Raw genomic sequence first — 24,379 nt, forward strand, 5'->3', positions numbered from 1 at the left:
CCCGCTCCTCTTTCAACGATTATATCCATGTGACCCCTCCTTATTGGAATGACTACATGGATATTCTTACTATAAAAAGGAGGCATCTGGCGACATTTTCATTCCTTTTTGTGCCGACAAGTCGGCATGTGTGTTTGATTTGGAGATGGAATTATTTACGCCTGCGCTCCCATCTCCTGTGCACCCAGAACCATTCATCAGGATGTTTCAGGATTATGGTCTCTAAAAACGCATTGATTTTTCTTGTGTTCAGGTAGATCATATCTTCTATGTTGCCCCCTCTTTCCATCTCAATGGGCTCGTTCCAGACAACCCTGTATCTTAAGAAGCCTTCCCTCACAAAATACATAGGAATGACAGGCGCACCCGTTTTCATTCCTATTGCTGCAATGCCTTTTGTTGTAGGGACTTTTTCACCGAAAAGCTCGACAAAGACCCCACGGGATCTCTTTTCTCTCTGATCTGCAAGAATACCGATGATTTTGTTTGCCTTGAGATGTCTCATCACATCTCTCGCCGTATCAGCATTGGGAATAATTTGAAGTCCTGTTGAGTTTCTAAGCTTGTTCAAAAAGTTATTGATATATTTGTGTTTTTTTAGAGGGCGGGCAAGAACAACAATATCGCTTGCAAGTGAGTTTGACGCAACACCCATGATTTCCCAGTTTGTATAATGAAAAATCAGGACGATAACCCCTTTATTCTGCTTTGAGGCATCGTCTATATAATGCCGGTTTTCCATTGTAAACCGGCTGCTGTATTCATGCTTTGGCACATACGGGATCATGAGCATTTCTACAAAATTAATACCCAGTTTTTCAAAGTTTTGTTTTGCAATACCGGCTGCTTCGCTGTCGTTTATGCTGTTAAAAGCCCTTTTAATATTTGATATGGCAACTTTCTTTCTGCCTTTTAAAACAAAAAACGCTATTTTCCCGAAAAACACACCTGTTGAGCGTTGTAGATGTTCCGGGAGAATGCGGATAATTTGCTGGAGGGTTTTAACAATAAATATAAGAAGGAAATCTATAAACACATGGCTCTGCTTAAACGGTAATATTTACAGCTTCGTCAACGAGCATTATTGGAATGTCGTCTTTAATAGGATACATAAGTTTGCATGCATCGCATATGAGTCCATCTTCTGACTTATTCAGTCTTATATCCCCTTTACACTTAGGGCAACAGAGTATGTCAAGGAGATCCTTATTGATAGGCATTGCCCCTCCGCTTTATTTCAGGAAATTTCATTGTTTTCCTTATTTGTCGCAGGTTCAAGTATGTCCGCAAGAGATGAAAAATAGTTTTCCTCATTTTTAACGGGTTCCGGTGCCTTCTTTTCTTCAACAACCTTATTGATTGCCTTTATGCTCAGTCCGATTCTTTTATCTTTTGCATCAATATTCAGAATTAACGCCTTTACTTTATCGTCTATGTTGAATATTTCGGATGGGTGCTTCCCTTTTGCTTCATCCATCTCTGACAGATGTATAAGCCCCTCTATGCCTTCCTCAATTTCCACAAAAGCACCGAAGTCTGTAATGCTTGTCACATAGCCTTCTACAATTTCCCCTACCTGATATCGCGACATAATCCCTTTCCATGGACTTTCCTTCAATTGTTTCAGGCTCAGGGAAAACTTTTTCTGCGCTTTATCAACATTGATTACAAGAGCTTCGACCACTGTCCCCTTTTTAAATGTTTCTGTAACAATATTTTTCCTTCTCGACCATGATACCTCGGACATATGTACTAACCCGTCTATACCGTTGCCTATGCCCACAAACATACCAAAGTCTGTGATATTTTTAATCCTGCCCTTTACTACAGCACCAGCAGGATACTGAGCAACAAGTTCTTCCCATGGATCCGGCAATAATTGTTTTAAGCCAAGAGAAACCCTGTTTTTTTCTTTGTCAACAACAAGTACAATTAGATCGATCCAGTCGCCTTTTTTAACAATCTTGTTAGGGTTTTTCAGTCTCTTATCCCAGCTCATCTCGCTGATATGGAGGAGCCCTTCAATACCTTGTTCGAGTTCAACAAAAACTCCATAATCAACAATTCCGGCGACCTTCCCTCTTACCTTTGTTCCTGCACCATATTTTTCATCAATCTTAAGCCACGGATCCTGTTTAAGTTGTTTTATGCTGACAGATACCCTCTCTTTTTCAACATCTACATCAATTACTTTTACCTTAATTTCATCTCCAACCCTCAAATACTCCTTCGGGTGGGTTATTCTGCCCCATGTTATCTCATTGAGATACAGAAGTCCATCAACTCCGCCCATATCTATAAATGCACCATAATCGGTAATATTCCTGACAATACCATAAACAACCTGATCTGTTTTTACATTTTTCCAGAACTCTTTCTTCTTCCTGTCCCGTTCCTCTTCCATAAACATTCTTCTTGATATTATTACATTCCCTTTACGCTGGTTTACCTTGATGACCTTGAATTTCAGATGCCTCCCTACAAAGGAGGAAGGATTCTTCACAGGCTTAATATCCACCTGAGATATAGGGAGAAAGGCATTTACCCCGATATCCGCTAAAAAACCGCCCTTAACTTCCGATGTAATGTCTCCATCCATGGGCGTGCCATCTTCAGCCGCTTTGTTTACTTTTTCCCATATTCTGATAATATCTGCTCTCTGTTTTGAAAGCAGAAGCAGACCAAACCCCATTTCTCTGCCTACTATTATTACCTCAACTTCATCGCCTATATTGACATTCTGTTCCCCGGACTTGTTCGTAAACTCAGAGATAGATAGTTTCCCTTCGGATTTCAAGCCGACATCGACAATCACCGAATCAGCGTTTATGTTAATAACCCTGCCCTTAATGATATTACCAGCCTGCAGGGTTTTCATTGAGTTTTCATAAAGCTCCTTCATTTCTTCTGGTGTTTTTTCTTTTTGTGCTATGGTGTCACCGGTATCTGGCATGATTCCCCCCTAAAGTTTTTTTACATACCTTTCCACAATATCTAATATGTCATCAGGGGTAGATGCACCTCCTGTTATTCCAATCTTATTAAGCCCTGAAAACCATTCAGGCTTAATATCTGTTTCTGTTTCTATGTGGTGTGTATTCGGCTGTATATTTTTTGCTATATTGAAAAGTTTTGTGGTATTTGAACTGTTCTTTCCACCCACTATCAGCATGGCATCGACCATCGACGAAAGCAGGGCAACTTCCCTCTGCCTGATTCCGGTACTCTCGCAAATTGTATTATAAACCCTCAACTCTTCAACTCCCTCTATAAGCCCACAAACTATATTAAAAAAGGTGTCTTTATCCTGTGTTGTCTGACTTACCACTCCAACCTTTTTTGCGGTTATATGGGTTGGTTTTTGTAACACAATACCATCATTATGCAAATAACTCAATACACTTTTAACTTCAGGGTGGTTTTTATCTCCTACAATTACTACCTTATAACCGTTTTTTTCAAGAAAAATGGCTTTTTTTCTTACCCTCTTTACAAAAGGACAGGTTGCATCTATAGATTTCAATCCTTTCAGTTTGATATCTTCCTCTTCTTCTTCTTTGATTCCATGCGTGCGGAAAACAACAGTTCCATAATTTATCTCGGAGATATTGTCTACAGGAATAATTCCTCTATGCCTGAGCATTTCTACCATCTGCGGGTTATGGATAATCGGGCCCAAAGTGAATATTTTGCCTTTAGCCTTTTCTTTTTCCTGTAAAACAATATCTATTGCACGTCGTACCCCGAAACAAAAACCCGGGTGGTCTGTCTTCAAGACTTCCATCATTCCTCCGACTCGAAGATAACATTCAATATGCTATCAACAACTCCGCGTGCATCCAGTTCGCTTGTATCAATATATATGGCATGTTCCGGTATAACAAGGGGAGCAATCTTCCTTTCCGAATCATCCTTGTCTCTCTTTTGCATCTCATCTTTAACAACTGACTGCAATGATTGTATGCCTTTTGAAGATAACTCAAGGTGTCTTCTCTTTGCCCTTTCGTCCTGGTTGGCATCAAGGTAGAACTTTAAATGTGCATCCGGAAACACCACGCTGCCCATATCTCTGCCTTCAAGCACAACACCGCCATTTTTACCTGCTTCCTTCTGCAGGACAGTAAGGTATTCTCTCACGCTTCTTTCCTGGGAAAGTTTCGACGCGAGAAGAGATATTTCAGGATCACGGATTTTTTCGGAAATGTCTTCAACTTCCAGAAAGACCCTTGCCTCATTTTCAAACTCAAACCTTATAGGAAGGTTTCTCAGAAATTGTTCCATATTGTCGGAATCCTTACGCACATCACATAATATTTTATAGGCATAGGCTACTCCACGGTACATGGCGCCGGTATCAATATACCTGTACCCGAGTGCAAGTGCGACCATCCTGGCAACTGTACTTTTACCTGCCCCACTGGGACCATCAATTGTAATAATCAGGTTTTTATTTGGTTTTTCAGCCATTTTTCTCCTGTCAGCCATCTGTGATTATTTGAGAATGTCCGGAAAACAACTATTTTTCAGTAAGTAGTATTTTTTATAGCTGATTTTTGTGCTTCGGCTGCAGCATGCAAAAGCTACAGTATTTTCCTCAGTGTTTCTATAAACCTTTTATTTTCCTCCATTTTTCCGATTGATACCCTGATGTAATCAGGCAGCCCATATGGACCCATCCATCTTACCAGGATTTTGTCTTCAAAAAGCCTTTTCATTAATGCTTCAGCCCCTTCCCCATATTTAAAAAGTATGAAATTTGACTCTGTCAAAACATACTCTACAGATAGCTCATTGAAGGCATTATAGAAAAATTTCTTGCCCTTTCTGTTATTCTCCATAACCTTCTCAAAATAAGCGGTGTCTTCCATGGCTGCTTTTGCACCTGCAAGCGCAATTGAATTCACGCTGAAGGGCTGTCGTGTTCTCTCGATAAAGGACATCAGGGATGCTTCACCGATACCATATCCGACCCTTAAGCCTGCAAGGGCATAGGCCTTTGAGAATGTCCTTAAAATAAGGACCGGATAATCATTGATATATTGAAAAGTATCAGGGAAAGCCCTGCTTTCGGAAAACTCTGCGTAGGCTTCATCGGCAACTACAAGTATATCCGGCGGCAACAATTGTAAAAAGGCTTTAAATGCATCATCTTCAAAAATCGTACCGGTTGGGTTTAAAGGGTTGTTTAAGAATATCACCCGTGTCCTGTCATCAATAGCTTCTTTTATACGGTCAAGGTTGACTTTCATATTTGTAACGGGAACCTTGCAAGTTTCGTATCCATATATCTTTGATGCAATGGAATAAAATGCAAATGAGGGCTCTGAGATAATGACCTTGTTTTTTACCTGGTGTTTCATTGCCTTTAAAGCCAGCTCTATAAGCTCGTCAGAGCCGTCTCCAAGCACAACCTGCTCCGGCTTTACATTGTATTTATCGGAGATTGTTGTCTTTAATTCAAATCCATTACCGGGATATCTGTTTATGGAAGAAAGCGCATCACGCATACTGGAAAGTACTTTTTTTGATGGAGGAAACGGATTTTCATTTGAGGCTAATCTTACCCATTCGTCATCAAGGCCGTATTTCATGGCCATTGGATAAAAAGGTATCTCCTGTATGTTTTCATCAATTGAGAGTTTCATTTTGCTCACAGTTTTGTCCACTTTATGCCTTTTATTTGGTTCTTTATCGTTTCAGTGCTCTTTTTACAAGTTCTTCTGCATTCTTCTGCATTATATAAAAATCTTCCTCATAAAGCCCTGCACCCATGGCTATCCTTTTAGCATCATATTCGGTTGCCAGATCCGAAGGACTGTGGGAATCCGTATTGAATACAAGTTTTGCTCCTGTTTTTTTTGCCATCATAGCTACATACCCATTTGTAAGGGAATGCTCCTTTCTGCTGCTGATTTCAAGAAGAACTCCTTTTTCTTGTGCAAATGCTGCATCTGTCTCTTTAATAAGCCCGGGGTGTGCTATTATATCGGCCCCGCCTTCAATTGCTGCCCTGTTTGTCCCTTCTTCTACCGGCTCTGCGATGGTTTCCCCGTGAACAACCACATAGAATATGCCCAGTTCCCGGGCAAACACGATCAGTTCCTTAATAAGTCCTTTGGGAACATGGGTGATCTCTATTCCGGGGAGAATCGTTATACCTTCATGATAGGTTGTTTTTTCACTCAGCTTCAGTATGGAACGTGCAACCGTTTCTATATTGGTATGGTCAACATGGTCGGATATCCCTATGGTTTTATAACCTATGACCCTTGCCCTTCTCGCAAGTTCTGCAGGGAGTAGTTCGCCATCGCTTAATAATGAGTGAGTATGCAAATCTATCATTTATCTTCTACCTTTTCTTATTCTTTTAAATTGCAAAGCAGTTAAGCAAAAAACCGGATAACCATATTTACATCTTATATTTACCGAAATCATCGGGCGAAAGGCTTTCAAGAATGTCTTCCCACTCGGCTGCATCGGTCACTATCTTGTCACCCTTTCCGGAAAGGTCAATTTTTGCTGATTTTTTTATAACAGCCTCTTCAACAAATATCGGCGCCCCCGTTCTTAACGCAATTGCTATTGCGTCACTCGGTCTTGAATCAACAACAAGTCTTTTATTATCCACATCGAGATGCAATAACGCATAATACGTGTTGTCCTTAAGATCATTCACCTCTATTTTGACAACCTTTACACCCAGATTGTCGAGTATATTTTTCAGGAGGTCATGTGTCATCGGCCTTGGTGTACTAATATTTTCCAATGCTGTTGCAATGCTTGAAGCCTCAAGCAGACCAATCCAGATAGGGAGAACATCCTTTTCTTCTATGTCTTTAAGCAGCACAATCGGAGTATTGGTAAAGGGGTCTACAGTAATACCTGCAACCTTCATTTCTTTGAGCATTTGTACCTCCGTAGTTCAACAGGCAAAAGGGTTCAAAGGTGCTGTTCCCTATTTCCTATTTTTTCAGTTCACCCTTCAGGGAATTTGCATAACCTTTTACAATTTCCACATGTATCAGCTTGCCGACCATACCCTCATCACCTGCAAAATTGATAATCTTGTTTGTTCGTGTCCTGCCTGTAACGTCTTTGCCTGAATTCCTGCTTAGGCCTTCGACCAATACCTCTGCAATACTGCCTTCCATTGCCCTGTTCTTTTTCAATGTTATTGCCTTTTGAGTTTCCTGTAAGTGCTTCAGCCTTTTTAGTGCTGTATCACGGGGCACTTCATCCGGCAGGGTTGAGGCAGCAGTATATTTCCTCGGAGAATAAACAAAGGAGAATAAATTGTCAAATTCAATATCTTTTATCAATTGCATGGTTTCTTCGAAAGCCTTTTCATCTTCACCCGGGAAGCCAACAATACAATCTCCCGTAACAGCGATATCGTGACACCTGTTTCTCAACCTACGTATTTTTTCTCTGTATTCATAGGCTGTGTAACCTCTGTTCATTAACTTTAAGAGCTTGTCTGACCCTGACTGAAAGGGCAGATGAATCTGCTCGCATAATTTTTCAACACTTCCAAGGCAGCCGATAAGCTCGTCAGACAAATCTTTCGGGTGAGAAGTAACAAACCTGATTCTCTCAATTCCTTTTATCCTGTTTATTGAATGCAGCAGTTCAGGAAAAGAGACATCATCCGTTCCAATATTGTAAGAGTTAACGTTCTGTCCGAGAAGCGTAACATCCTTAATGCCATTTTTTGCCAGCTCATCTATTTCTTCGAGGATACCGGCACTGTCCCTGCTTGCCTCTCTGCCCCTAACATATGGTACTATACAGTAACTGCAAAAATTATTACATCCTTTCATAATAGTAACAAATCTTTTAACCCCTCTGCTTACACTTTCCGCTTTTACAAACAGTGAGTGGACACATCCATTCTCGGAAAAGTCAAAGTACGGGTTTTTTTTTGACGCATGTTCAATGGCTTCCTGAACTTTATGAATATTAGAAGGCCCCAGAGAAAAATCTATGAAAGGAAGTCTGTCTGAGATAGATTCTTTTTCCATCTGGGCAATACAACCGGTTACCCCCAGAATTGTCCCGTTCACAGTTTTCATCCTCTTCAGCCTGCCCATAAGACTATAAAACTTCTGCTCTGCCTTCTCCCGGACACAGCATGTATTCACGATAACGATATCCGCCCCCTGAGCATTATCGATGTGCTCGTAATCGGCCATACGGAGAAGATGTATCATTTTCTGCGTATCGTGTTCATTCATCTGACAGCCTAATGTTTCAATATAAAATTTCACAGCCGGACTCATTCCTTGGTTAATTTTCTATAAATATTATGTTCTTACCTTAAATTTTCCTTGAAGTTTTTCCATTTTCTTTACTATTCCACCATATTCCAACTTAAACAAAGGCGCACCGGGTTTAAGACGACCACCGAGACTGCCAATATCAGCCTTGATAATAGATAATGTGGTTTTCATAAGCTCCTCTTTTTCAAAAGCTGTCTTAATATATTGATTGAGCTATTATTGCCCGTTGCATCCAAATCCAACGGCGTAACAGATGTATAACCATTCTCTACTGCATAAAAATCCGTGCCTTCTATCAAATCAAAACCGGGGCTGTTCCCGCCTATCCAGTAATATTTCCCGCCCCTCGGGTCTATTCTTTCAACTACAGCATCATTATAAAACCTTTTTCCGAGTCTTGTCACCATAAAATCTTTTATATTTTCATAGGGTATATTAGGAATGTTAATATTTAAAAATGTCCTGGCAGGGCAGGTATTGCCCTGCAGCATTCCGATAATATCTTCGGTAATTCTTACTGCATCAGCAAAACGATAATCTTCCCTCGCATTGATTGAAACAGCCAGAGAAGGTATACCCATAAAAGCCCCTTCTTTTGCAGCGGCAACAGTTCCGGAATAATTTATATCCTGACCCATATTGGGCCCCTTGTTAATTCCGGAGATAATAAAATCCGGAGGTTGAGAGAGCAGCACCTTGAGTCCAAGCAAAATACAATCAACAGGCGTTCCGTTTGAAGCAAACAGCCTGTCCCCTAATTCCTTCACCCTTAAAGGTTTATGTATGGTAATCGCATGTCCTACACATGTTCTTTCTCTTTCAGGCGCCACAACATATACATCATGCTGCTTCAGCAGGCGTTCCCTGAGCAACATGAGCCCCTCTGAGTAAATACCGTCATCGTTTGTTAAAAGAATTTGCAAGAGACACCTTAAAGAAATAGAATCGGGGCGACGGGATTTGAACCTGCGGCCTCCTGCACCCCAAGCAGGTGCGCTAAACCATGCTGCGCTACGCCCCGATGCGTTAAATATTGCAGATATTTCTTAAAAAGTCCACTTAAAAAGATAACCGGTAGTCATTGATGAGGAATACAAAAACCGTACTTTAAGTAAATCCCGGATATCTTAACTCGTTACGTTTTGATTAATTTTGTTGACAGTCAATGCCGGAGTTTCAGGCAACAGGTTGTTAATTTGTTGACAGCAGACAGATTATAAAATACGTTTTAACATGGATGCGAATCAGGACAAAGACAAAATTCTCCTTATTCATCTCGGCGGACTCGGAGATATGTGCCTTTCCGAGTCAACATTCCTATCCTTATCAAGACACTTTGAAGGAAATATCGAAGCACTGGGATACACAAGATTTCTCAAGCTGTTTAATGAATATTTTATAAAAATTCACAGAATTGAATCAATAAAATGGCTTCACCTTTTTTCAGACCGTTGTCCGGACATCATTTATAAACAGATCATATTTATCGGGAAGGACAGGGTGGGTAATTTAAGGCAAAGATGGAAGGGCTTTTCGAGGGAGCCGCTTATATTTATAGAAATGTATCCGGAAGATCAGTCAATGCTTCACAGTTCAACGTTCACAGGTAAAACTAACAAAAAACATGCCGCCAATACTGTTCATGTTGAAGATTACCAGTTGGCACAGCTTGAACAATATGGCATCAGGGCAATCAAAAAAGAAATAAAACCTAAGCCTTTATACCGGACGATACTCTACCCTGAAAAAGGCTTTCAAAAGAATAAATGGCCTCTCGAAAACTTTATGCAGCTTTACAAGTCTTTGAAATTAAAAGCCATGGATGTGCGTATCCTTGAATCTCTGGGCACAAGCATAGATATCAAGGATAAAATATCTTTCCAGGAACTTTCCGATATCAAGGAATTTTTTCTGGAGGGCGGCATATTTGTTTCTAACGATTCCGGTATGGCTCATCTCGCAGGCATGTGCGGTCTTTTTTCTATTACAATTTTTATTGATTTCAACCCGCTTATATGGCATCCAAGAGGGCGTTTCCTGACATTCAGACAGGATACGGATATAATAGATATATCCTTAATTGAAAACAAGATCATTGAACTTACTGCTAAGGATTTACAGCAAGTCATTCAATAAATCATTGTCATATACAATGTCTGATGATAAAATGAAACATGACCTATATAACAGACGTTTATCTGAGCGAAGTACTGAAAAAAGATGTTATTGACCAGCATGGAAAAAGAGTAGGCGCACTTTGGGACCTTGTGATTGTTCCCGGAGCCAGATTCCCCGGGGTTATTAAGCTGGTGCTGAAGAACAGGAAACAGTTACTTGAGGTTTCCGTTACAGACATCCATCTATTTAACAAATTTGTCATCACACTTAACCTGTCAGAAAAACCCCTTGCCAATTACAGGCATCAGGAAGGAGATATATTAATAAAGAGGCATATCCTCGACAAGCAGATACTCGACGTAAATGGCGCAAAGGTCGTAAGAGTGAACGATTTAAAACTCGGTGAGAGTGACGGCATCATCTGCATAGTAGGAATTGATGTAGGGCTCAACGGGATACTCCGGAGAATAGACGGCGGGCGGACAATTCAAAAGACCCTTGAACTTTTTAAAAAACCCATTAAAGAACACATTATCGATTGGAATTTTTTACAGACTATTGACCCTCATTTGAGGAATTTAACCTTAAATGTTGCAAGAAAACAGCTTGGCGAACTTCATCCGTCAGACCTGGCCCAGATTCTGAGCGAGATTCCACCGGAAGAGGGAACGTTACTGCTGTCGTCTGTTGATGAAGAACTGGCAGGGGAAGCGCTCCACGAAGTCTCAACAGAAGTAAGAGAAAAGATTTTCAATGAGATGGATAAAGAGATGATATCGGACATCCTTGAAGAGATGCCTCCGGATGAGGCTGCAGATATACTGGGCGATATGCCTGAAGAGGCCTCTGAGGAGCTGCTTGCACTTATGGAAAGCGAAGAAGCAACAGAGGTGAAGGATCTGTTGAGTTACGAGGAAGATACGGCGGGCGGCTTAATGACAAGCGAATTTCTTGATTTTCCACCGGATATGACAATTGATGAAGTACTTGCAAATATCAGGCTGCTTGCACCTGACGTTGAATTTATATACTACATTTATATAGTAGATGACGACGACCATCTGCTTGGCGTCCTTACATTAAAAAAACTTCTTACAAGTCCCCTGTATGCAAAATTGGAAGATATAATGACGCAGAATGTAAAATTTGTAAGCATCGAGGCTGAGCGAAAAGATATAGCGGAAATCATATCAAAATACGACTTCATTGCAATCCCCGTTATTGGTGAAGACGGGAGGATAAAGGGTGTCATCACGGTAGATGACATTATCGACCTGCTCGTGCCAAACCCTATAAGAAAAAAGAAGAGAAGAGCATTCCAGTAAGACCGGCTCATTATCCTCAGTTGACAACAAACATTCTAATTCCAATTCTAAATCAAGGCGCTATCATCGTTGGCTTCGTCATCTGCTCCTCCGACGTACTATTATCGTACGCCTACGTCGCCTCTTCCTTGCCGCCTTGATTTCATCCTTGATTTAGAATTGGAATAAGTTCTTTTAGCTACGGCACATGAGCCGGCAGCTATTTCAGTCCGAACAAAGCCGGCAGGTATGTTGACAAAGATGGGAAAAGCATTGTTACAAGCAGTGCAACAAGCATGGTGGCAACAAAAGGAATGATCGACCGGGAGACTTTCTCAAGGCTGAGATCTGCTATATTCGCGATAACATACAAGTTTACAGCCACCGGAGGAGTTATCTGGCCAATGGCAAGATTCAGGGTCATGACAACACCGAACCAGACAGGGTCCCAGCTGAAATGATGCATGATCGGGATTAGAATGGGCAGAAAAATGTAATAAATAGAGATTGCATCCATAAGCATGCCGGCTATGAAAAGTATTGCATTTATAAGAAAAAGTATTATGAAAGGGTCGGAAGACAGTGAAAGCAGAGATGCTGAAGTTTTATCCATTACACCGAGAGTAGAACCGGTCCATGAAAAAAGACCTGCAAAAGCCACAATAAACATAACAACCGCCGAGGAAAGCACTGCATCCCTGAATATTCCGTAAAGGATTTGCATGTTAAGACTCCGATATACGGCAAATCCTATAAATAGTCCATAAAAGATAGCCATTACCGCTGCTTCTGTTGCAGTAAAAATACCGCCATATATCCCGCTTAAAATAAAAACAGGGGCGAGCAACCCCCAGACAGCTTCTTTTAAAGCCTGTTTTATCTCCTTCGACGATCCCCATTTTTCGCCTTTCCATCCATATTTCCGGGCAATAAAATATGATGGTATGATGAGGAAAAGTGCGGTAATAACCCCCGGAATCACTCCTGCTGCAAAAAGGGCGGGGACAGAGGTTGCTGTTATGACCCCGTAGATGATAAAGGCAATGCTTGGCGGTATTACAATAGCAAGCGATCCGGTGCTCGCAATCAGTGCTGATGTATAACCCTTGTCATATCCCATTGCAATCATGGCTGGGAAAAGCACAACACCAAGAGCTGCAGTATCTGCCGGACCTGATCCGGAAATTCCAGCAAAGATCACGCCGACAATGATAGTTACAATTGCAAGCCCGCCTGGTATCGGGCCGACAAGCAGGCTTACCAGGCGAATAAGCCTTTTAGAAATTCCGCACCGGTCTAAAATAAGACCGGCAAGGATAAAGAAAGGCAATGCAAGAAGCTGAATTTTTGCCACACTTGCATAGAAAACCGGAGCAATAGCCGCAATTCCCAGACTGTATTTCCAGATAAGAACAATAGAAGTAAAGCCGAGAGAAATCGCAATTGGTATGCCGAGGGCAAGAAGTACGAGAAAAATAAGAAAAAATATTATTACCTGTTCCATATCAGATCATAGTTGTTCTTTGCTGAAATTTACATATAATGCTTCTGCTATACGAAAAAGTATTAAAATACCGCCTGCGGGTATGGCGATTGTATACCACCATTGCGGGATGCCCAGAGCTTCCGTACTTATTGCAAGCATCATCTCATCTCTTATCTGAAGAAGGCTGACCCAGACAAGAACACAGATTGCAATCATAGTTAAAATAGATGAAAAAGGAAAAAGAATCTTCTTGTTCAGGTCAGGGAAGCGAAGCTCAAGCAAGTTAAATCCCAGATGAATCCCCCTCCTGAATCCGGCAGCAGTTCCCAGCATGGTCAGCCAGACAAGGCCGGCAACTTCAATCTCTTCTGTTGAGGCAAAAGAGTAATGGATAAAATAGCGGGTAATTACGTTTAAAAAAGCAAATGCTGCCATAATAGCAAGGAGTAAGGCACCTGCCGCTTCTTCAAGGTTTTCATATATTTTCCTGAACATTGTTTATTTTGCCTTTGCTGTCTTCCGGATATCCTTTTCGGCAGCTTTTACAAGCTCTATGCCTATTTCCTTTGCCCATTTGTCATAAACCGGTTTAGTCATATCTTTAAAGACTTTTATATGTGCAGATGTCAGTATTGTTACCTCCATCCCGTTTTTTCTTAAAAAATCAAGGGCAGCCGTACTATTTTCCAGCCCTTCTCTTGCACCTTTTTTCTGCCATCTTGCTGTTTCTGCTGCAACTGTTTTAATTGCATCCCTGTCCTTTTGATCGAAGCTATCCCAGACCTGTTTGCTCACACCAAGGATGATAGGGTCTATGGCATAATTCCATACAGTTATATACTTATGAACCTGCCACAACTTATTGGGAATAGTGACAGATACTATCGGGTTTTCCTGTCCGTCTACCGTTCCCTGCTGAAATGCACTCAGAGCTTCACCCCAGTTCATTGATACAGGATTTGCTCCTATTGCTTTAAAAGTATCAATAAATATAGGTGAACTAACCACCCTTATTTTAAGACCTTTGAGGTCCTCAGGTTTTTTTATGCTTCTCTTATTGTTCGTAAGATCTCTGAAACCATTTTCACACCACCCAAGCCCAACTACACCTTTTTCTTCGATGAGCTTAAAAAGCTGCCTGCCCACCTCACCATTTTCAACAACATCAAGAGACTTGTAATCATGGAAAAGGAAGGGGAGCGAAAAGATATTCAGTTCCTTCGCAGTCGGGGACCAGTTTATGGTAGAACCAAGGGCAAAGTCTATAACACCCTGTTTCATAAGAAGGAATTCGTTTGTCTGTTTTCCTGCAAAGAGCTGTCCGTTATAGTAAGGTTTTATGTTGATTCTCCCGTTTGTGGCCTTTCTTACCCCCTCAGCGAAATGTGCAGCAGATTCCCCCCATGGACCTGTCGGACCAACTATTATACTCATTTTATACTCAGGCTTATAGTTTGCCGATAATCCTGCACAGGAAAAACCGAAAGCAAACACAAAAACTGACAATAATCCGAAACATTTCTTTAACATAGTATTACAGGGTTATTTCTTTAATGTGTCGAGGAGTTTTAATATGTTCTTAGCTTCTTGTGAATTAATTCCATACTTTGTTATGGCTTTTTCAAGATTGCTTCTTGCAAGGTGCTGCTTACCTGTTTCCAGATAATACCGACCAAGATATTCATATCCCTTAGCCTGGTTGCCACTTCTTCCTATCAGCATACCGTACCGGTAATATATTTCCGGACAGGTTTTACCATACTGCAATAATTCATTTAAAACGCTCAGTGACGTCCCTATGTCTCCGTTGCCTTCATAAGCCTTTGCAAGAAAAAAACGGGATATTGGAGAAGCTTCGTCCCTTAAAATACCAATGGCATCCCCAAATTGATGGGAATTTACCATGATTTCCCCGAGGAGCAGACTTCTGTAAGGTGAGTTTATACTTTTTGCAATACGGACGGAATCATTTGTATTGCTTGTAAGTGAGTACATAAGAGATATCCCATATGCCGTTAACGGATCATTAACATTTTTTGTATATTTATTTACCCATGTATCTCTCACTTCTTCCGTAAGATGACCGTGAAGCACCTTGACTCTTACCAGTAAATAAGGGAAAAAAGCACCGTCTATCCGCGACTTGCTTCCTGCCCACGCTCTTTCAATTTTGAGAATTCTTTCTTCATGATAGGGGTGTGTCAAAAGATATTGCGGCAGGATTTTATCGCCGCCTGCTGATCTCAATTTTCTTAAAAAATCAGCCGTGCCAAGCCCGCTATATCCTGCTTTATCTGCAATTGATGCACCAACCTTGTCGGCTTCATCTTCGTCTTCCCGGGAATACTTAAGAGACAATGCCATTGCAGAAGCGCTTCCGGTAACAAGCGCCACTTCTTTCGCTTTCGGGTCAGGAATCAATATTCCTGCAATTAGTGTAGCTAACATGCCTATATTAATATATTTTTCCTTCTCCAAACGCTTGGCAATATGCCTTTTTGCATTATGGGCAAACTCGTGGGCAAGCACTCCGGCTACCTCTTCCTCCTTATCACACATCCCGATAAGTCCGGTTGTCAAGTATACGTAACCGCCGGGTGTGGTAAAAGCATCGGCTGCAGTTGACTCTATAACGGTAAGCACTATAGGAAATGGCAGATTTGCTGCGTTTTCAAGATTGTCTTTTATGTTTCTTAAATATATGGAGATATACGGATCGTTATTAATAGTTGCGGAATTGGCTATCTCAAGGTATATTTCCTGTCCGTATTTCCTTTCTTCCTCAAGGGTCAGACCATATAGCTGTATTGGAAGGAATAATATGAGAAATATTATTACAGAATTCTTGAATTTCATTAAACTCTTTTGGCTATGTTCTTATGTTTTTTATGGCTTTTGAACTTTTTCTTTGCTGCCTGTTTTGCATGTTTGTTTGCATGTTTTTCTTTATAAGAGGCAAGAATAACCGGGCACGCTTTTGCCTGTTTTATTTCTTTATCGGAAGGCAGTTCATTGTAAAGGTTTTTCAATATTAATAGCACATCGCCCCAGAGGTTATTACTGCCAAGCATTGACAGTATGTATGTTTTACCATCCTTTTCAAAGGCACCGACATAACAATGTCTTGAGAGCCTTGTAAAGCCTGTCTTGCCTGCAATGGTAGGTTCAAAACAAAAGAGAAGCCGGTTGTGATTCTTATATTTTATATTTTTGTTATCCTTGTTAAAAAAGAAATATTTTGTTGCAGAGGTTTCCTTGAATGTTTCATTAGACAGGGCATACCGGAAAATCAATGCAAGATCATAGCAGGTTGTATACTGACCATCAGCAAAAAGACCTGAAGCATTTCTAAATTGCGTGTTCTGTGCTCCAATCTCTTCTGCCTTTTCGGTCATCGTCTGCGCAAAGCGGCTTTCTGTACCGCCAATATGCACAGCAAGCGCATAGGCCGCATCATTGGCAGATTTAACCAGCGCACCTTTTATCAGATCCATTGCCCTGTATTTTTTGTCCGGCACAAGGTTCAGTTTTGATGCAGGGATTGAGCTCACATTTCTGTCAGGCACTATCTGCTCTTCCCCTGTAAGCTTCTCAATAGCTATTATAGCCGTCATTACTTTGGTTGTACTTGCAGGCGCCATTTTTGCGTGAAAATCCTTACCGGATATGACCTGAAAAGTTTCTTTTTCAACAAGCAGATATGATGCGGCAGTGATGTCGTTGTTAGCTATCAGTAGTTGCGGAAAAAGTAGAAAAACAGCGAACAGCAGATATATCATGTTAGTTTATATAACATGTAATCGCATTTAACAACAAGTTTTTAGGGTTTTCGAGGAACAGATCGAGGCAGGATATAATTCTGAAGAAAAGTTTTTGAGAGGATATATGGAAGAATTAATGGAAAGAATATTAAGATTCGACAATGAAGGTTTATATATAAAATCAGCTAATTCTTAGAAGCAAGGATAATCAGATATTTCCGGGGTATCAGATATTTCCGGGGTAAAAGAACTGAAATCTCTTTTTTCAACATTAATCTCTTTTTTCCTTGTTCGCTGAACGATATGCTTCAATAAATATGTCGGTCATCTTTCCTACATTATTCCGGATTGAATTTAGCGTGCCGATATTTGCTATTCCTGTCATATTAGTCGACCAGGTAATTGCTATTGTCTTAATAGAAGGGTTTGCCTCAAGAAAAACAACTTGTTGAAATTCCAATTTAATATCATAGGCATACAAGTATTTTTCAAATTCGTGAGTATTTACATTTATATAAAGCATAGGTCTGCCCGGAGCGCTAAGCCATTCGTTCATTGCAAATACTTTAATTCCTGTTGATTTTAACTTTATCTCAACATCTTTCTGTATCTGTTCCCTCGTAAGGCCTACTTTCTGAGCATATTTCACAATATTTGGTTGAAGCTCCTCCACTACGATACTTACACCCTTCAGACCGCTCATTGTACGCCGGGTAATCTCGTTATCAATTGCATAAGCAATCTGCGTCGACATTAAAAACAACAAGCCTGCTAAAAACAAAACATAAAACATGTACTTGTTGAATTTCACATGGAAATTCTCCAAACCTGTTTTTGTTAAATGAGGGCGGGGGGAAATTATTTTTGTTGTTTTTTGCATTAAGTTTTGAAATATAAGTTTCATTTTCATACCTCTATTTTGATTAGTTGCTGTAAATGTTTTTTTCGTGAATAATTTGGGTGGAATCTTTTACGATTCGGGTAAATATCCCGGATTGCGTGTTGTTTGTTCCCCCTATTGTTAAACGAGGTAAGTAAGTAGTGTTGACAATTTTCGGGGTAATCAGCTATGAGCTTACGTCTTCGTAATGCTTTACATATTTTTTAAGTATTCCCTTCACTTTACCATCATTCCTGATTGAAGGTTCGGCGAGCAATGTTTGAAATTCCTGAAGGATTTGCTCCATTTCAGATAGTGAATATATTTCACTATTGTTTGCGATAAAGACCTTTTCGTGTTTGCTCGCTATAGTACCTTCTTCGGCTGTAAGTATCTCTTCAAAGAGTTTTTCTCCCGATCTTAAACCGGTAAATATTATATCTATATCCTTATATGGTTCCAGTCCGTGGATTCTTATCAATTCCTCTGCAATATCAGTAATGTTAACAGGTTCACCCATATCGAGGACGAAAACCTCTCCTCCTTCACCCATAGTAGACGCCTGCAACACAAGCGACACTGCCTCAGGAATGGTCATAAAATATCTTTTCATGTCCTTATGCGTTACCGTAAGCGGTCCGCCATGTTTCAACTGTTCAAGAAAAAGTGGTAATACACTACCTCTGCTCCCGAGCACATTTCCGAACCTGACAGAAATGAACTTAGTGTAAGAGCATCTCATATCTGATTGCTCAAAGCCATTGATAGATAATGATTCACTTAAAGATGAGTCCTGAGTTATGAGGCGTAAATTTTTATTAAATGCCTTACATACATATTCGGCAACTCTCTTTGTTGCACCCATGATGCTTGTGGGCCTCACAGCTTTATCTGTTGAGATCATGATAAACTTTTCCACTCCATGGTCAACAGCAGTTCTGGCAAGGTTATATGTCCCCAGGATGTTAACCTTAACTGCTTCTTTAGGATTATATTCCATCATCGGCACATGTTTGTATGCAGCAGCGTGAAAAACAATCTGCGGTTTATATTCTTCAAAAACTTCACTCAATCTTGTTTCGTCCCTTACATCACCGGTTATGTAATATACCTGTCCGGACAGATGAGGGAAAAGTCTTTGGAGTTTAAGGCCCAAATTATGCAATTCAGTCTCATCAATATCAAAGAGAATCACTTCTTCAGGATGAAAAGCACATACCTGGCTGACAATCTCAGTCCCTATCGACCCCCCCGCACCAGTTACAATTACCGATTTGCCTTTTAAAAAATTTCCTATTTCTTCGTAATCAATAGTAACAGATTGACGGCCTACAAGGTCTTCTATACTGATATCCTCAAGACCTTTCAGGTTTATGTCCGGTTTATCAAAGTTATAAATATGCGGGACTATTTTTATTGTACCTACATTTAATTCATTGGCTGAATTGTATACTTCCTTAAGAATTTTATGGTTTAAAGAAGGTATCGCTACAATTATCGCATCGGCGCTGTGTTTTAAAATGATGTCTTTAAGTTTATCTGTTGTTTCAAGCACTTTTACTCCATGAATATATGTCCCTACCTTGGTTTTGTCATCATCGAGAAATCCGACAGGATAAAATTCATTAAAGTTGTTACGTGCCATATCCCTTATAAGCATCTCGCCGGTGTTGCCGGCACCAAGAATGATAGTCTTTTTACTTTGTTTGGCAGGCTTTTGTTTACGTATAACCTCCAAATAGATTCTTTTAGATATTCGTAATCCGGATATGAGAAAAACAGAAACAATACTATCCTCAAGAATAATTCTTTTGGGAAAGCCCTCTATAGATAAGTTTAAATGCAAAAATGACATGGGAAGACTTAGTATCATTAACACAATTGCTGAAAAAACAAGTGCAAACAGAATATTTACAAGTTCAAATATACCCACGTATCTCCATATCATTCGGTATATTTTGAATATAATGAATGAAATGAATTTAATTACTATAAAAAATGGCAGCACCCCCAATATCAGGCTTATATAAGGAACATTGTATTCAAAATCAAAGTGGAACAGAAAAGAAAGAAAAAGAGACAAAGTAATTAATGCATTATCAAAAAAAAGAAAGAATAAAAAACGCTTGGTATGCGAAGGTTTTGTTAAATTCATATGTTTAGTGATTAACCCCTTCTGTTTTTATAACTTTATAAAGTGTCAGCCATATTATTTTAAGATCAAAATAAAAGGATTGATTCTTAAGATAATACTCATCATATCCTACTTTTATTGGAATAGGCAATTCATCTCTTCCATTAATTTGCGCCCATCCGGTAATACCTGGTACAAGTTTATGAACACCCTTTTTAGTTCTTAATTCAACAAGGTCATCCTGGTTATATAAGGCAGGTCGTGGTCCCACAAAACTCATATCTCCGATAAGTACACTCCATAACTGTGGAAATTCATCCAGACTTAACTTTCGCAGAAAAGGCCCGATAGGTGTAAGATATTTATCAGGATTCTCCAGAAGATGTGTAGCAACATCCGGTGTATCTATCCGCATAGTCCTGAATTTCGGCATCTTAAAGATGCTGTTATCGCGCCCTACGCGGTCTGACCAGTATAGTACAGGTCCTTTTGAAGTTAGTTTGATCAACACTGCGATGAAGACCGCAGGCAGGCACAGGACAAAATGCAGAGTGAACGCAATTACAGCATCAAAGTACCGTTTCATTTTATGCCGTTTTCATCACTATGCGCACCGTACGCCTTTAGTAATCCATCGGAGAGGGTGTATCGAGGCTCGTAGTTCAAAATTCTTCTGGCTTTAGAAATGTCAAAAATGGTGTTAGTGACAAGTTTTTTCAGCGATGAAATACTAAGAAAAACTTTCTTGCCAAAAATCCTCGTTATTCTATTAAACAACTTTAATGCTAGGATTACTGCACCGATTGGAAAACGTATAGACACAACTCTCTTGCCCATTGCGCCTTCAATGGCTTTAATGGTTTGATTCATCGAATATGGTTCGCTGTCGCTTAAGATAAAAGTCTGATTGTATGACATCTCATTACAAATAACTTTTAAGATTCCTTCGGCTAAATTGTCAACATATACAAAACTTTTTAAATTATTTCCATTGCCGAAGATTGGTACAAAGCCTCTTTTCGCAACGCTGACCAGTTTATTGATGTTCCCTCTGTCGTATTTTCCGTAAACCGTAGTGGGCTGAATAATCGTGTATTTTGTTGTGCAATCATGACTATTTTTTATATATTCTTCAGCTTTAAGCTTCGAAACAGCATAAGGAGTCCGCGGATCAACCAAAGAACCTTCATCCAGAACACTTTCTACCTCCTCCCCATATACCGCAACGCTGCTTACAAAAATGAATTGTTCTGTGCCATAACTCTGCGAAAGATCAAATAAATCACAAGTAGCTCTGCAATTCACTTCCATGCACTCTTCAAGAGTCGCTTCAGGATTATGGACAATCCCGGCCAGATGAACCACTATATTAAAATTGGCGGCAGCAAATATTTCCTCCATGCTCTTTCTGTCACAAATATCTCCAAATACAATTTTTAAATTTTCAATGTTTTTAATCTTGTCTGTATCGCTTTTATCCAATGCCAATGCTGTAACTTCGTAACTGGAATTCACTAAAATTCTTACTAATACGTTGCCTATACAACCGTTAGCTCCAGTCACGAGAACATTATTCATAGACATTGTATCTATTTGGAAAAAAACTGCTTTGTGCGAGATAAAAGCTTAGTGGTACAAAACAACGTAAGCGATAAGGTAATATTATTCTTTTTGTATGAATTAAGAATTTCAATATTCTGCTTTACAATATTAGTGATGGATTGATTTGTCACACCACCTACACGCATTCTAACAGTTATCTTGGGCAGATATACTGCCTTAATTTTATGACAACCAAGAAATCTTGCCATCAACTCGAAGTCTGCTGCCAGCGGATAATTTAAATCAAAGGCTCCATATTTATCATATATCGACTTGCGTACATAGAAAGTTGGATGCGGCGGTATCCAGCCCTTTTTCAAAAGTCCATCCGTAAAAACACAAGATCGCCAATATCGAATTACTTTCTGCAAATCGTATTTATCAACGTATACGAGGTCCGAATAACAAGCATCAACCGATTGGTCTTCCATGACTTTGGTAACGTTTTCAAGAACCAATGGATCATAATAAACATCATCGGCGTTGAGAAAACCAACGATATCACCGGTAGCCATCCCGATTCCCTTATTCATGGCATCATATATTCCCTTATCAGGTTCGCTGATCCATTGGGAGATTTCCCGTTCATGTTCCTTAATAATTTCTATCGTTCCGTCTCTTGAACCGCCATCAACAATAACATATTCAGTATCCTTATAGGTCTGGTTTAAAACGCTTTTAATGCAATCATCAATACATTCTCGGTTATTTAATACAACGGTAATTACAGAAATCTTCATACTTTATCAATAACCCGTGTAATGTACATATTTCTAAGAATCATAACATTCACGGCCTATCACTAGATGTCAGATATCTCTTTGAGAAACAGTTTGAGTTTAGGCATCACCTGTTTGTAATCTGCTCGTTTGTGTATAATTTCTAAATTCTGTTCTTGTGCTTGCTGCCGAAGCACAACATTGTCTATTGCCACTTTTAAACAATTAGTTAAATCTTGTGGCTGTGTTGGATCAAACAATAGACCATTTTCACCATGTCTAATCCACTCCCGGATAGATTCAAGATCGCTAATAACAGGAAAGGCACCGCATGCCATGGCCTCTAACATGCTGTTTGGTGTACCATCGGTAAGCGAAGGCGATACTATAACTGCAGATTTCTGCAGGAAAGCCGCAAATTTATTTTGAGATGTGAAGGGTAGAATTTCTATTTTGTTCATATTGAGTCGCTGTCGATGAACCATGGACTCAACTTTAGGAATAACTGCGGTTGTAACAAACAGCTTATAGCGGATATCTGAGTAATCAGGTTCTTTCTGTAACATCAAAATACTTTGTAGCAAAGTGTCAAGGCGTATGAAGGGTGCCAAACCACGTGGATAGACTACCCAGCGTTCACGTTGACTGGCTGCGACACCTGGTTGATAAATCGAAAGGTCAACTCCCCCATTACCCGGTAATAAGAGTGAAGGGTTATTCTTTGAAAAACCATATTGCTTTGCCAAATCGATATCACGTTGACAATCTGTCATCAATGCATCCGCGCGTTGAGCCGTAATGCTGGTCAGCCAAGCATGCAATCGATGGCGATTCGCCATGTAAATAAAATCTGACCCCTGGGTAAACAAGACCCATGGATGAATTCCGGTCAGCGCTGCAACGTATCCTTCGTTCTGGGTACGGAAAGCCACCACAATATCAGGTTTAAAACTGCGGAGAATACGGCGCGCCACAAGCATCTGTGGCAACATATTAATTGTCTTGACGATATTCCATAGCGGAAAGAGCCGCTGACCCAACTCGCTCAACAGCAACCGTCGACCAAAGCATACTTGCCATTCGACCTGATCCTGCATGTCAGATTGCTTGACAAGTGCATTGTTGGCTCGCACAATCCCTGGCAGCGTGTACACCTGGGCTCCCTCCAATGCTCCGCAAGGATACGTACTGAGCACATAAACCGTGTCGTCCTGTTTGGCAAAGTGTTGCACCAAACGGCGGAAATTTTCTGCTCGCCCATCAGCGATAAATGCAATTCGCAAAGCTATCTATACTCCTCAACCGTCAGTACGAATATTTTAAGAGATAATGTCGAGTATCATGTCTATTTCAAGACAATGGTTTTGCAAGTACCAACAGAGTTTCACCACCCAACAGCCGTACCCCAAAATCTTTATTCACCGCATAAGCTATTCGGCGGGGCAAGGCCGCCAATCGTGTTTTTAAAGATCGATTCGGCGAATTCAGTGAAGAACCGGTATATCGCCAATCAAGGATTTCGTATCCAGTATCGAGGAGTGTCGACAGGGCCAAGTCCTTGGTATAATAGTGGAGATGCCCTGCCTTTTTGCGAACCTTGATCAATGGGTAACCTCTAAAAATAGCGCTGGCACTCAGATCAAGTGGGACATGGAAAACAAAGTGAGTGGCATGTCGCCTGGAATTCTCAAGGAAACTGAACGGATCGCGGATATGCTCAAAAACATCCAGCATTAGCAAGACATCGTACTTGATTTGGTTAATTTCAAGGAAATCACCAAGTTGAAATTCTACACCCTCCCCTGCTTCGTTATGCTGTTCCCAGAACTGAGCCGCCTGTGGTGATATGTCATAGCCTGTCATTTTCACAGACGGCAGGGCTTTTTGAAGCTGCACCAAGACATCGCCGGAACCACAGCCAACCTCGCACACCGTATATGGTTCGATCTTATTGTCAAAGAGTATAGACGCAACTTGAACTGCTTTCCATGGTGCATCCTTGCGATCCCAGTCAGGATTTTCGGTGAGGTAGGTGCCGTCGTAATATCTATCTTCTACATTGCTTATCAATATTTCTCCAGTTTTTTAATAGTCAA

The 24,379-nt window shown here is 40.4% G+C and carries 25 protein-coding genes and 1 tRNA gene; 2 read left to right on the forward strand and 24 right to left on the reverse strand.

The genetic code is table 11. The annotated features are described in order from the left end of the window. Positions 1 to 151 precede the first annotated feature (151 nt). The 12 genes from NT010_02830 to NT010_02885 all read right to left on the reverse strand — a co-directional run bounded on the left by NT010_02830 (position 152) and on the right by NT010_02885 (position 9,300). Positions 152 to 1,036 (reverse strand): lysophospholipid acyltransferase family protein, encoded by an 885-nt coding sequence (locus tag NT010_02830; GenBank protein MCX5804993.1) that lies wholly within the window; start codon positions 1,034 to 1,036, stop codon positions 152 to 154. 10 nt (positions 1,037 to 1,046) lie between these two features. Then, positions 1,047 to 1,220, reverse strand: coding sequence for a Trm112 family protein (locus tag NT010_02835; GenBank protein MCX5804994.1), 174 nt, complete (start codon positions 1,218 to 1,220; stop codon positions 1,047 to 1,049). A gap of 17 nt (positions 1,221 to 1,237) precedes the next feature. Next, the gene (locus NT010_02840; protein ID MCX5804995.1) at positions 1,238 to 2,953 is read right to left on the reverse strand and encodes a 30S ribosomal protein S1; all 1,716 of its coding nucleotides are present in this window, start codon (positions 2,951 to 2,953) and stop codon (positions 1,238 to 1,240) included. Between the two features lie 9 nt (positions 2,954 to 2,962). Continuing rightward, positions 2,963 to 3,787 carry a 4-hydroxy-3-methylbut-2-enyl diphosphate reductase gene (ispH, locus tag NT010_02845; GenBank protein ID MCX5804996.1) on the reverse strand — a complete coding sequence of 275 codons (825 nt, stop codon included), beginning with the start codon at positions 3,785 to 3,787 and terminating at the stop codon, positions 2,963 to 2,965. Further along, positions 3,784 to 4,467: a (d)CMP kinase gene (gene cmk, locus NT010_02850; protein ID MCX5804997.1), complete on the reverse strand. Its 684-nt coding sequence runs from the start codon at positions 4,465 to 4,467 to the stop codon at positions 3,784 to 3,786. Before cmk ends, ispH begins: the two co-directional genes overlap by 4 nt. Before the next feature lie 113 nt (positions 4,468 to 4,580). Further along, positions 4,581 to 5,666 carry a histidinol-phosphate transaminase gene (hisC, locus tag NT010_02855; GenBank protein ID MCX5804998.1) on the reverse strand — a complete coding sequence of 362 codons (1,086 nt, stop codon included), beginning with the start codon at positions 5,664 to 5,666 and terminating at the stop codon, positions 4,581 to 4,583. 22 nt (positions 5,667 to 5,688) lie between these two features. Further along, complete coding sequence (locus tag NT010_02860) at positions 5,689 to 6,342, reverse strand: histidinol phosphate phosphatase domain-containing protein (protein ID MCX5804999.1); 654 nt, start codon at positions 6,340 to 6,342, stop codon at positions 5,689 to 5,691. A 67-nt stretch (positions 6,343 to 6,409) separates the two neighbouring features. Continuing rightward, positions 6,410 to 6,907 (reverse strand): bifunctional nuclease family protein, encoded by a 498-nt coding sequence (locus NT010_02865; GenBank protein ID MCX5805000.1) that lies wholly within the window; start codon positions 6,905 to 6,907, stop codon positions 6,410 to 6,412. A gap of 55 nt (positions 6,908 to 6,962) precedes the next feature. Beyond that, a complete protein-coding gene (gene miaB / locus NT010_02870; GenBank protein ID MCX5805001.1) occupies positions 6,963 to 8,267 on the reverse strand; it encodes a tRNA (N6-isopentenyl adenosine(37)-C2)-methylthiotransferase MiaB in 1,305 nt (434 codons plus the stop codon). Positions 8,268 to 8,303: 36 nt separating this feature from the next. Further along, on the reverse strand, positions 8,304 to 8,450 hold the full coding sequence (locus tag NT010_02875; GenBank protein ID MCX5805002.1) for a hypothetical protein: 147 nt from the start codon (positions 8,448 to 8,450) through the stop codon (positions 8,304 to 8,306). Further along, complete coding sequence (surE, locus tag NT010_02880) at positions 8,447 to 9,202, reverse strand: 5'/3'-nucleotidase SurE (GenBank protein MCX5805003.1); 756 nt, start codon at positions 9,200 to 9,202, stop codon at positions 8,447 to 8,449. Before surE ends, NT010_02875 begins: the two co-directional genes overlap by 4 nt. A 22-nt stretch (positions 9,203 to 9,224) precedes the next feature. Continuing rightward, positions 9,225 to 9,300: transfer RNA gene (locus tag NT010_02885), tRNA-Pro, on the reverse strand. 212 nt (positions 9,301 to 9,512) lie between these two features. Here NT010_02885 and NT010_02890 point away from each other — a divergent pair. Together NT010_02890 and NT010_02895 are read left to right on the forward strand one after the other, a co-directional pair. Then, positions 9,513 to 10,415: a hypothetical protein gene (locus tag NT010_02890; GenBank protein ID MCX5805004.1), complete on the forward strand. Its 903-nt coding sequence runs from the start codon at positions 9,513 to 9,515 to the stop codon at positions 10,413 to 10,415. A gap of 38 nt (positions 10,416 to 10,453) precedes the next feature. Continuing rightward, positions 10,454 to 11,722, forward strand: a complete 1,269-nt coding sequence (locus NT010_02895) for a CBS domain-containing protein (GenBank protein ID MCX5805005.1) — start codon at positions 10,454 to 10,456, stop codon at positions 11,720 to 11,722. Between the two features lie 199 nt (positions 11,723 to 11,921). Here NT010_02895 and NT010_02900 read toward each other — a convergent pair whose 3' ends face one another. From NT010_02900 to NT010_02955, 12 genes are all read right to left on the reverse strand, one after another. Beyond that, positions 11,922 to 13,205, reverse strand: coding sequence for a TRAP transporter large permease (locus NT010_02900; GenBank protein MCX5805006.1), 1,284 nt, complete (start codon positions 13,203 to 13,205; stop codon positions 11,922 to 11,924). Between the two features lie 6 nt (positions 13,206 to 13,211). Next, positions 13,212 to 13,682 carry a TRAP transporter small permease gene (locus NT010_02905; GenBank protein ID MCX5805007.1) on the reverse strand — a complete coding sequence of 157 codons (471 nt, stop codon included), beginning with the start codon at positions 13,680 to 13,682 and terminating at the stop codon, positions 13,212 to 13,214. A 3-nt stretch (positions 13,683 to 13,685) separates the two neighbouring features. Next, the gene (locus tag NT010_02910; protein MCX5805008.1) at positions 13,686 to 14,621 is read right to left on the reverse strand and encodes a DctP family TRAP transporter solute-binding subunit; all 936 of its coding nucleotides are present in this window, start codon (positions 14,619 to 14,621) and stop codon (positions 13,686 to 13,688) included. A gap of 108 nt (positions 14,622 to 14,729) precedes the next feature. Further along, a complete protein-coding gene (locus NT010_02915; protein MCX5805009.1) occupies positions 14,730 to 16,043 on the reverse strand; it encodes a M48 family metalloprotease in 1,314 nt (437 codons plus the stop codon). Further along, on the reverse strand, positions 16,043 to 16,966 hold the full coding sequence (locus NT010_02920; GenBank protein ID MCX5805010.1) for a serine hydrolase: 924 nt from the start codon (positions 16,964 to 16,966) through the stop codon (positions 16,043 to 16,045). Before NT010_02920 ends, NT010_02915 begins: the two co-directional genes overlap by 1 nt. A gap of 253 nt (positions 16,967 to 17,219) precedes the next feature. Then, entirely contained in the window at positions 17,220 to 17,702 is a 483-nt protein-coding gene (locus NT010_02925) for a hypothetical protein (GenBank protein MCX5805011.1), read from the reverse strand. 313 nt (positions 17,703 to 18,015) lie between these two features. After that, on the reverse strand, positions 18,016 to 19,761 hold the full coding sequence (locus tag NT010_02930; GenBank protein ID MCX5805012.1) for a nucleoside-diphosphate sugar epimerase/dehydratase: 1,746 nt from the start codon (positions 19,759 to 19,761) through the stop codon (positions 18,016 to 18,018). A 226-nt stretch (positions 19,762 to 19,987) separates the two neighbouring features. Beyond that, a complete protein-coding gene (locus NT010_02935) occupies positions 19,988 to 20,548 on the reverse strand; it encodes a sugar transferase (GenBank protein MCX5805013.1) in 561 nt (186 codons plus the stop codon). After that, positions 20,545 to 21,540 (reverse strand): SDR family NAD(P)-dependent oxidoreductase, encoded by a 996-nt coding sequence (locus NT010_02940; GenBank protein ID MCX5805014.1) that lies wholly within the window; start codon positions 21,538 to 21,540, stop codon positions 20,545 to 20,547. Before NT010_02940 ends, NT010_02935 begins: the two co-directional genes overlap by 4 nt. 11 nt (positions 21,541 to 21,551) lie before the next feature. Continuing rightward, positions 21,552 to 22,304, reverse strand: a complete 753-nt coding sequence (locus tag NT010_02945; GenBank protein ID MCX5805015.1) for a glycosyltransferase family 2 protein — start codon at positions 22,302 to 22,304, stop codon at positions 21,552 to 21,554. A gap of 62 nt (positions 22,305 to 22,366) precedes the next feature. After that, on the reverse strand, positions 22,367 to 23,566 hold the full coding sequence (locus NT010_02950) for a glycosyltransferase family 4 protein (GenBank protein MCX5805016.1): 1,200 nt from the start codon (positions 23,564 to 23,566) through the stop codon (positions 22,367 to 22,369). Between the two features lie 67 nt (positions 23,567 to 23,633). Next, positions 23,634 to 24,353: a class I SAM-dependent methyltransferase gene (locus NT010_02955; GenBank protein ID MCX5805017.1), complete on the reverse strand. Its 720-nt coding sequence runs from the start codon at positions 24,351 to 24,353 to the stop codon at positions 23,634 to 23,636. Between the last annotated feature and the right edge of the window lie 26 nt (positions 24,354 to 24,379).

Source organism: Pseudomonadota bacterium (assembly GCA_026388275.1).
Lineage (GTDB): Bacteria > Desulfobacterota > Syntrophorhabdia > Syntrophorhabdales > Syntrophorhabdaceae > JAPLKB01.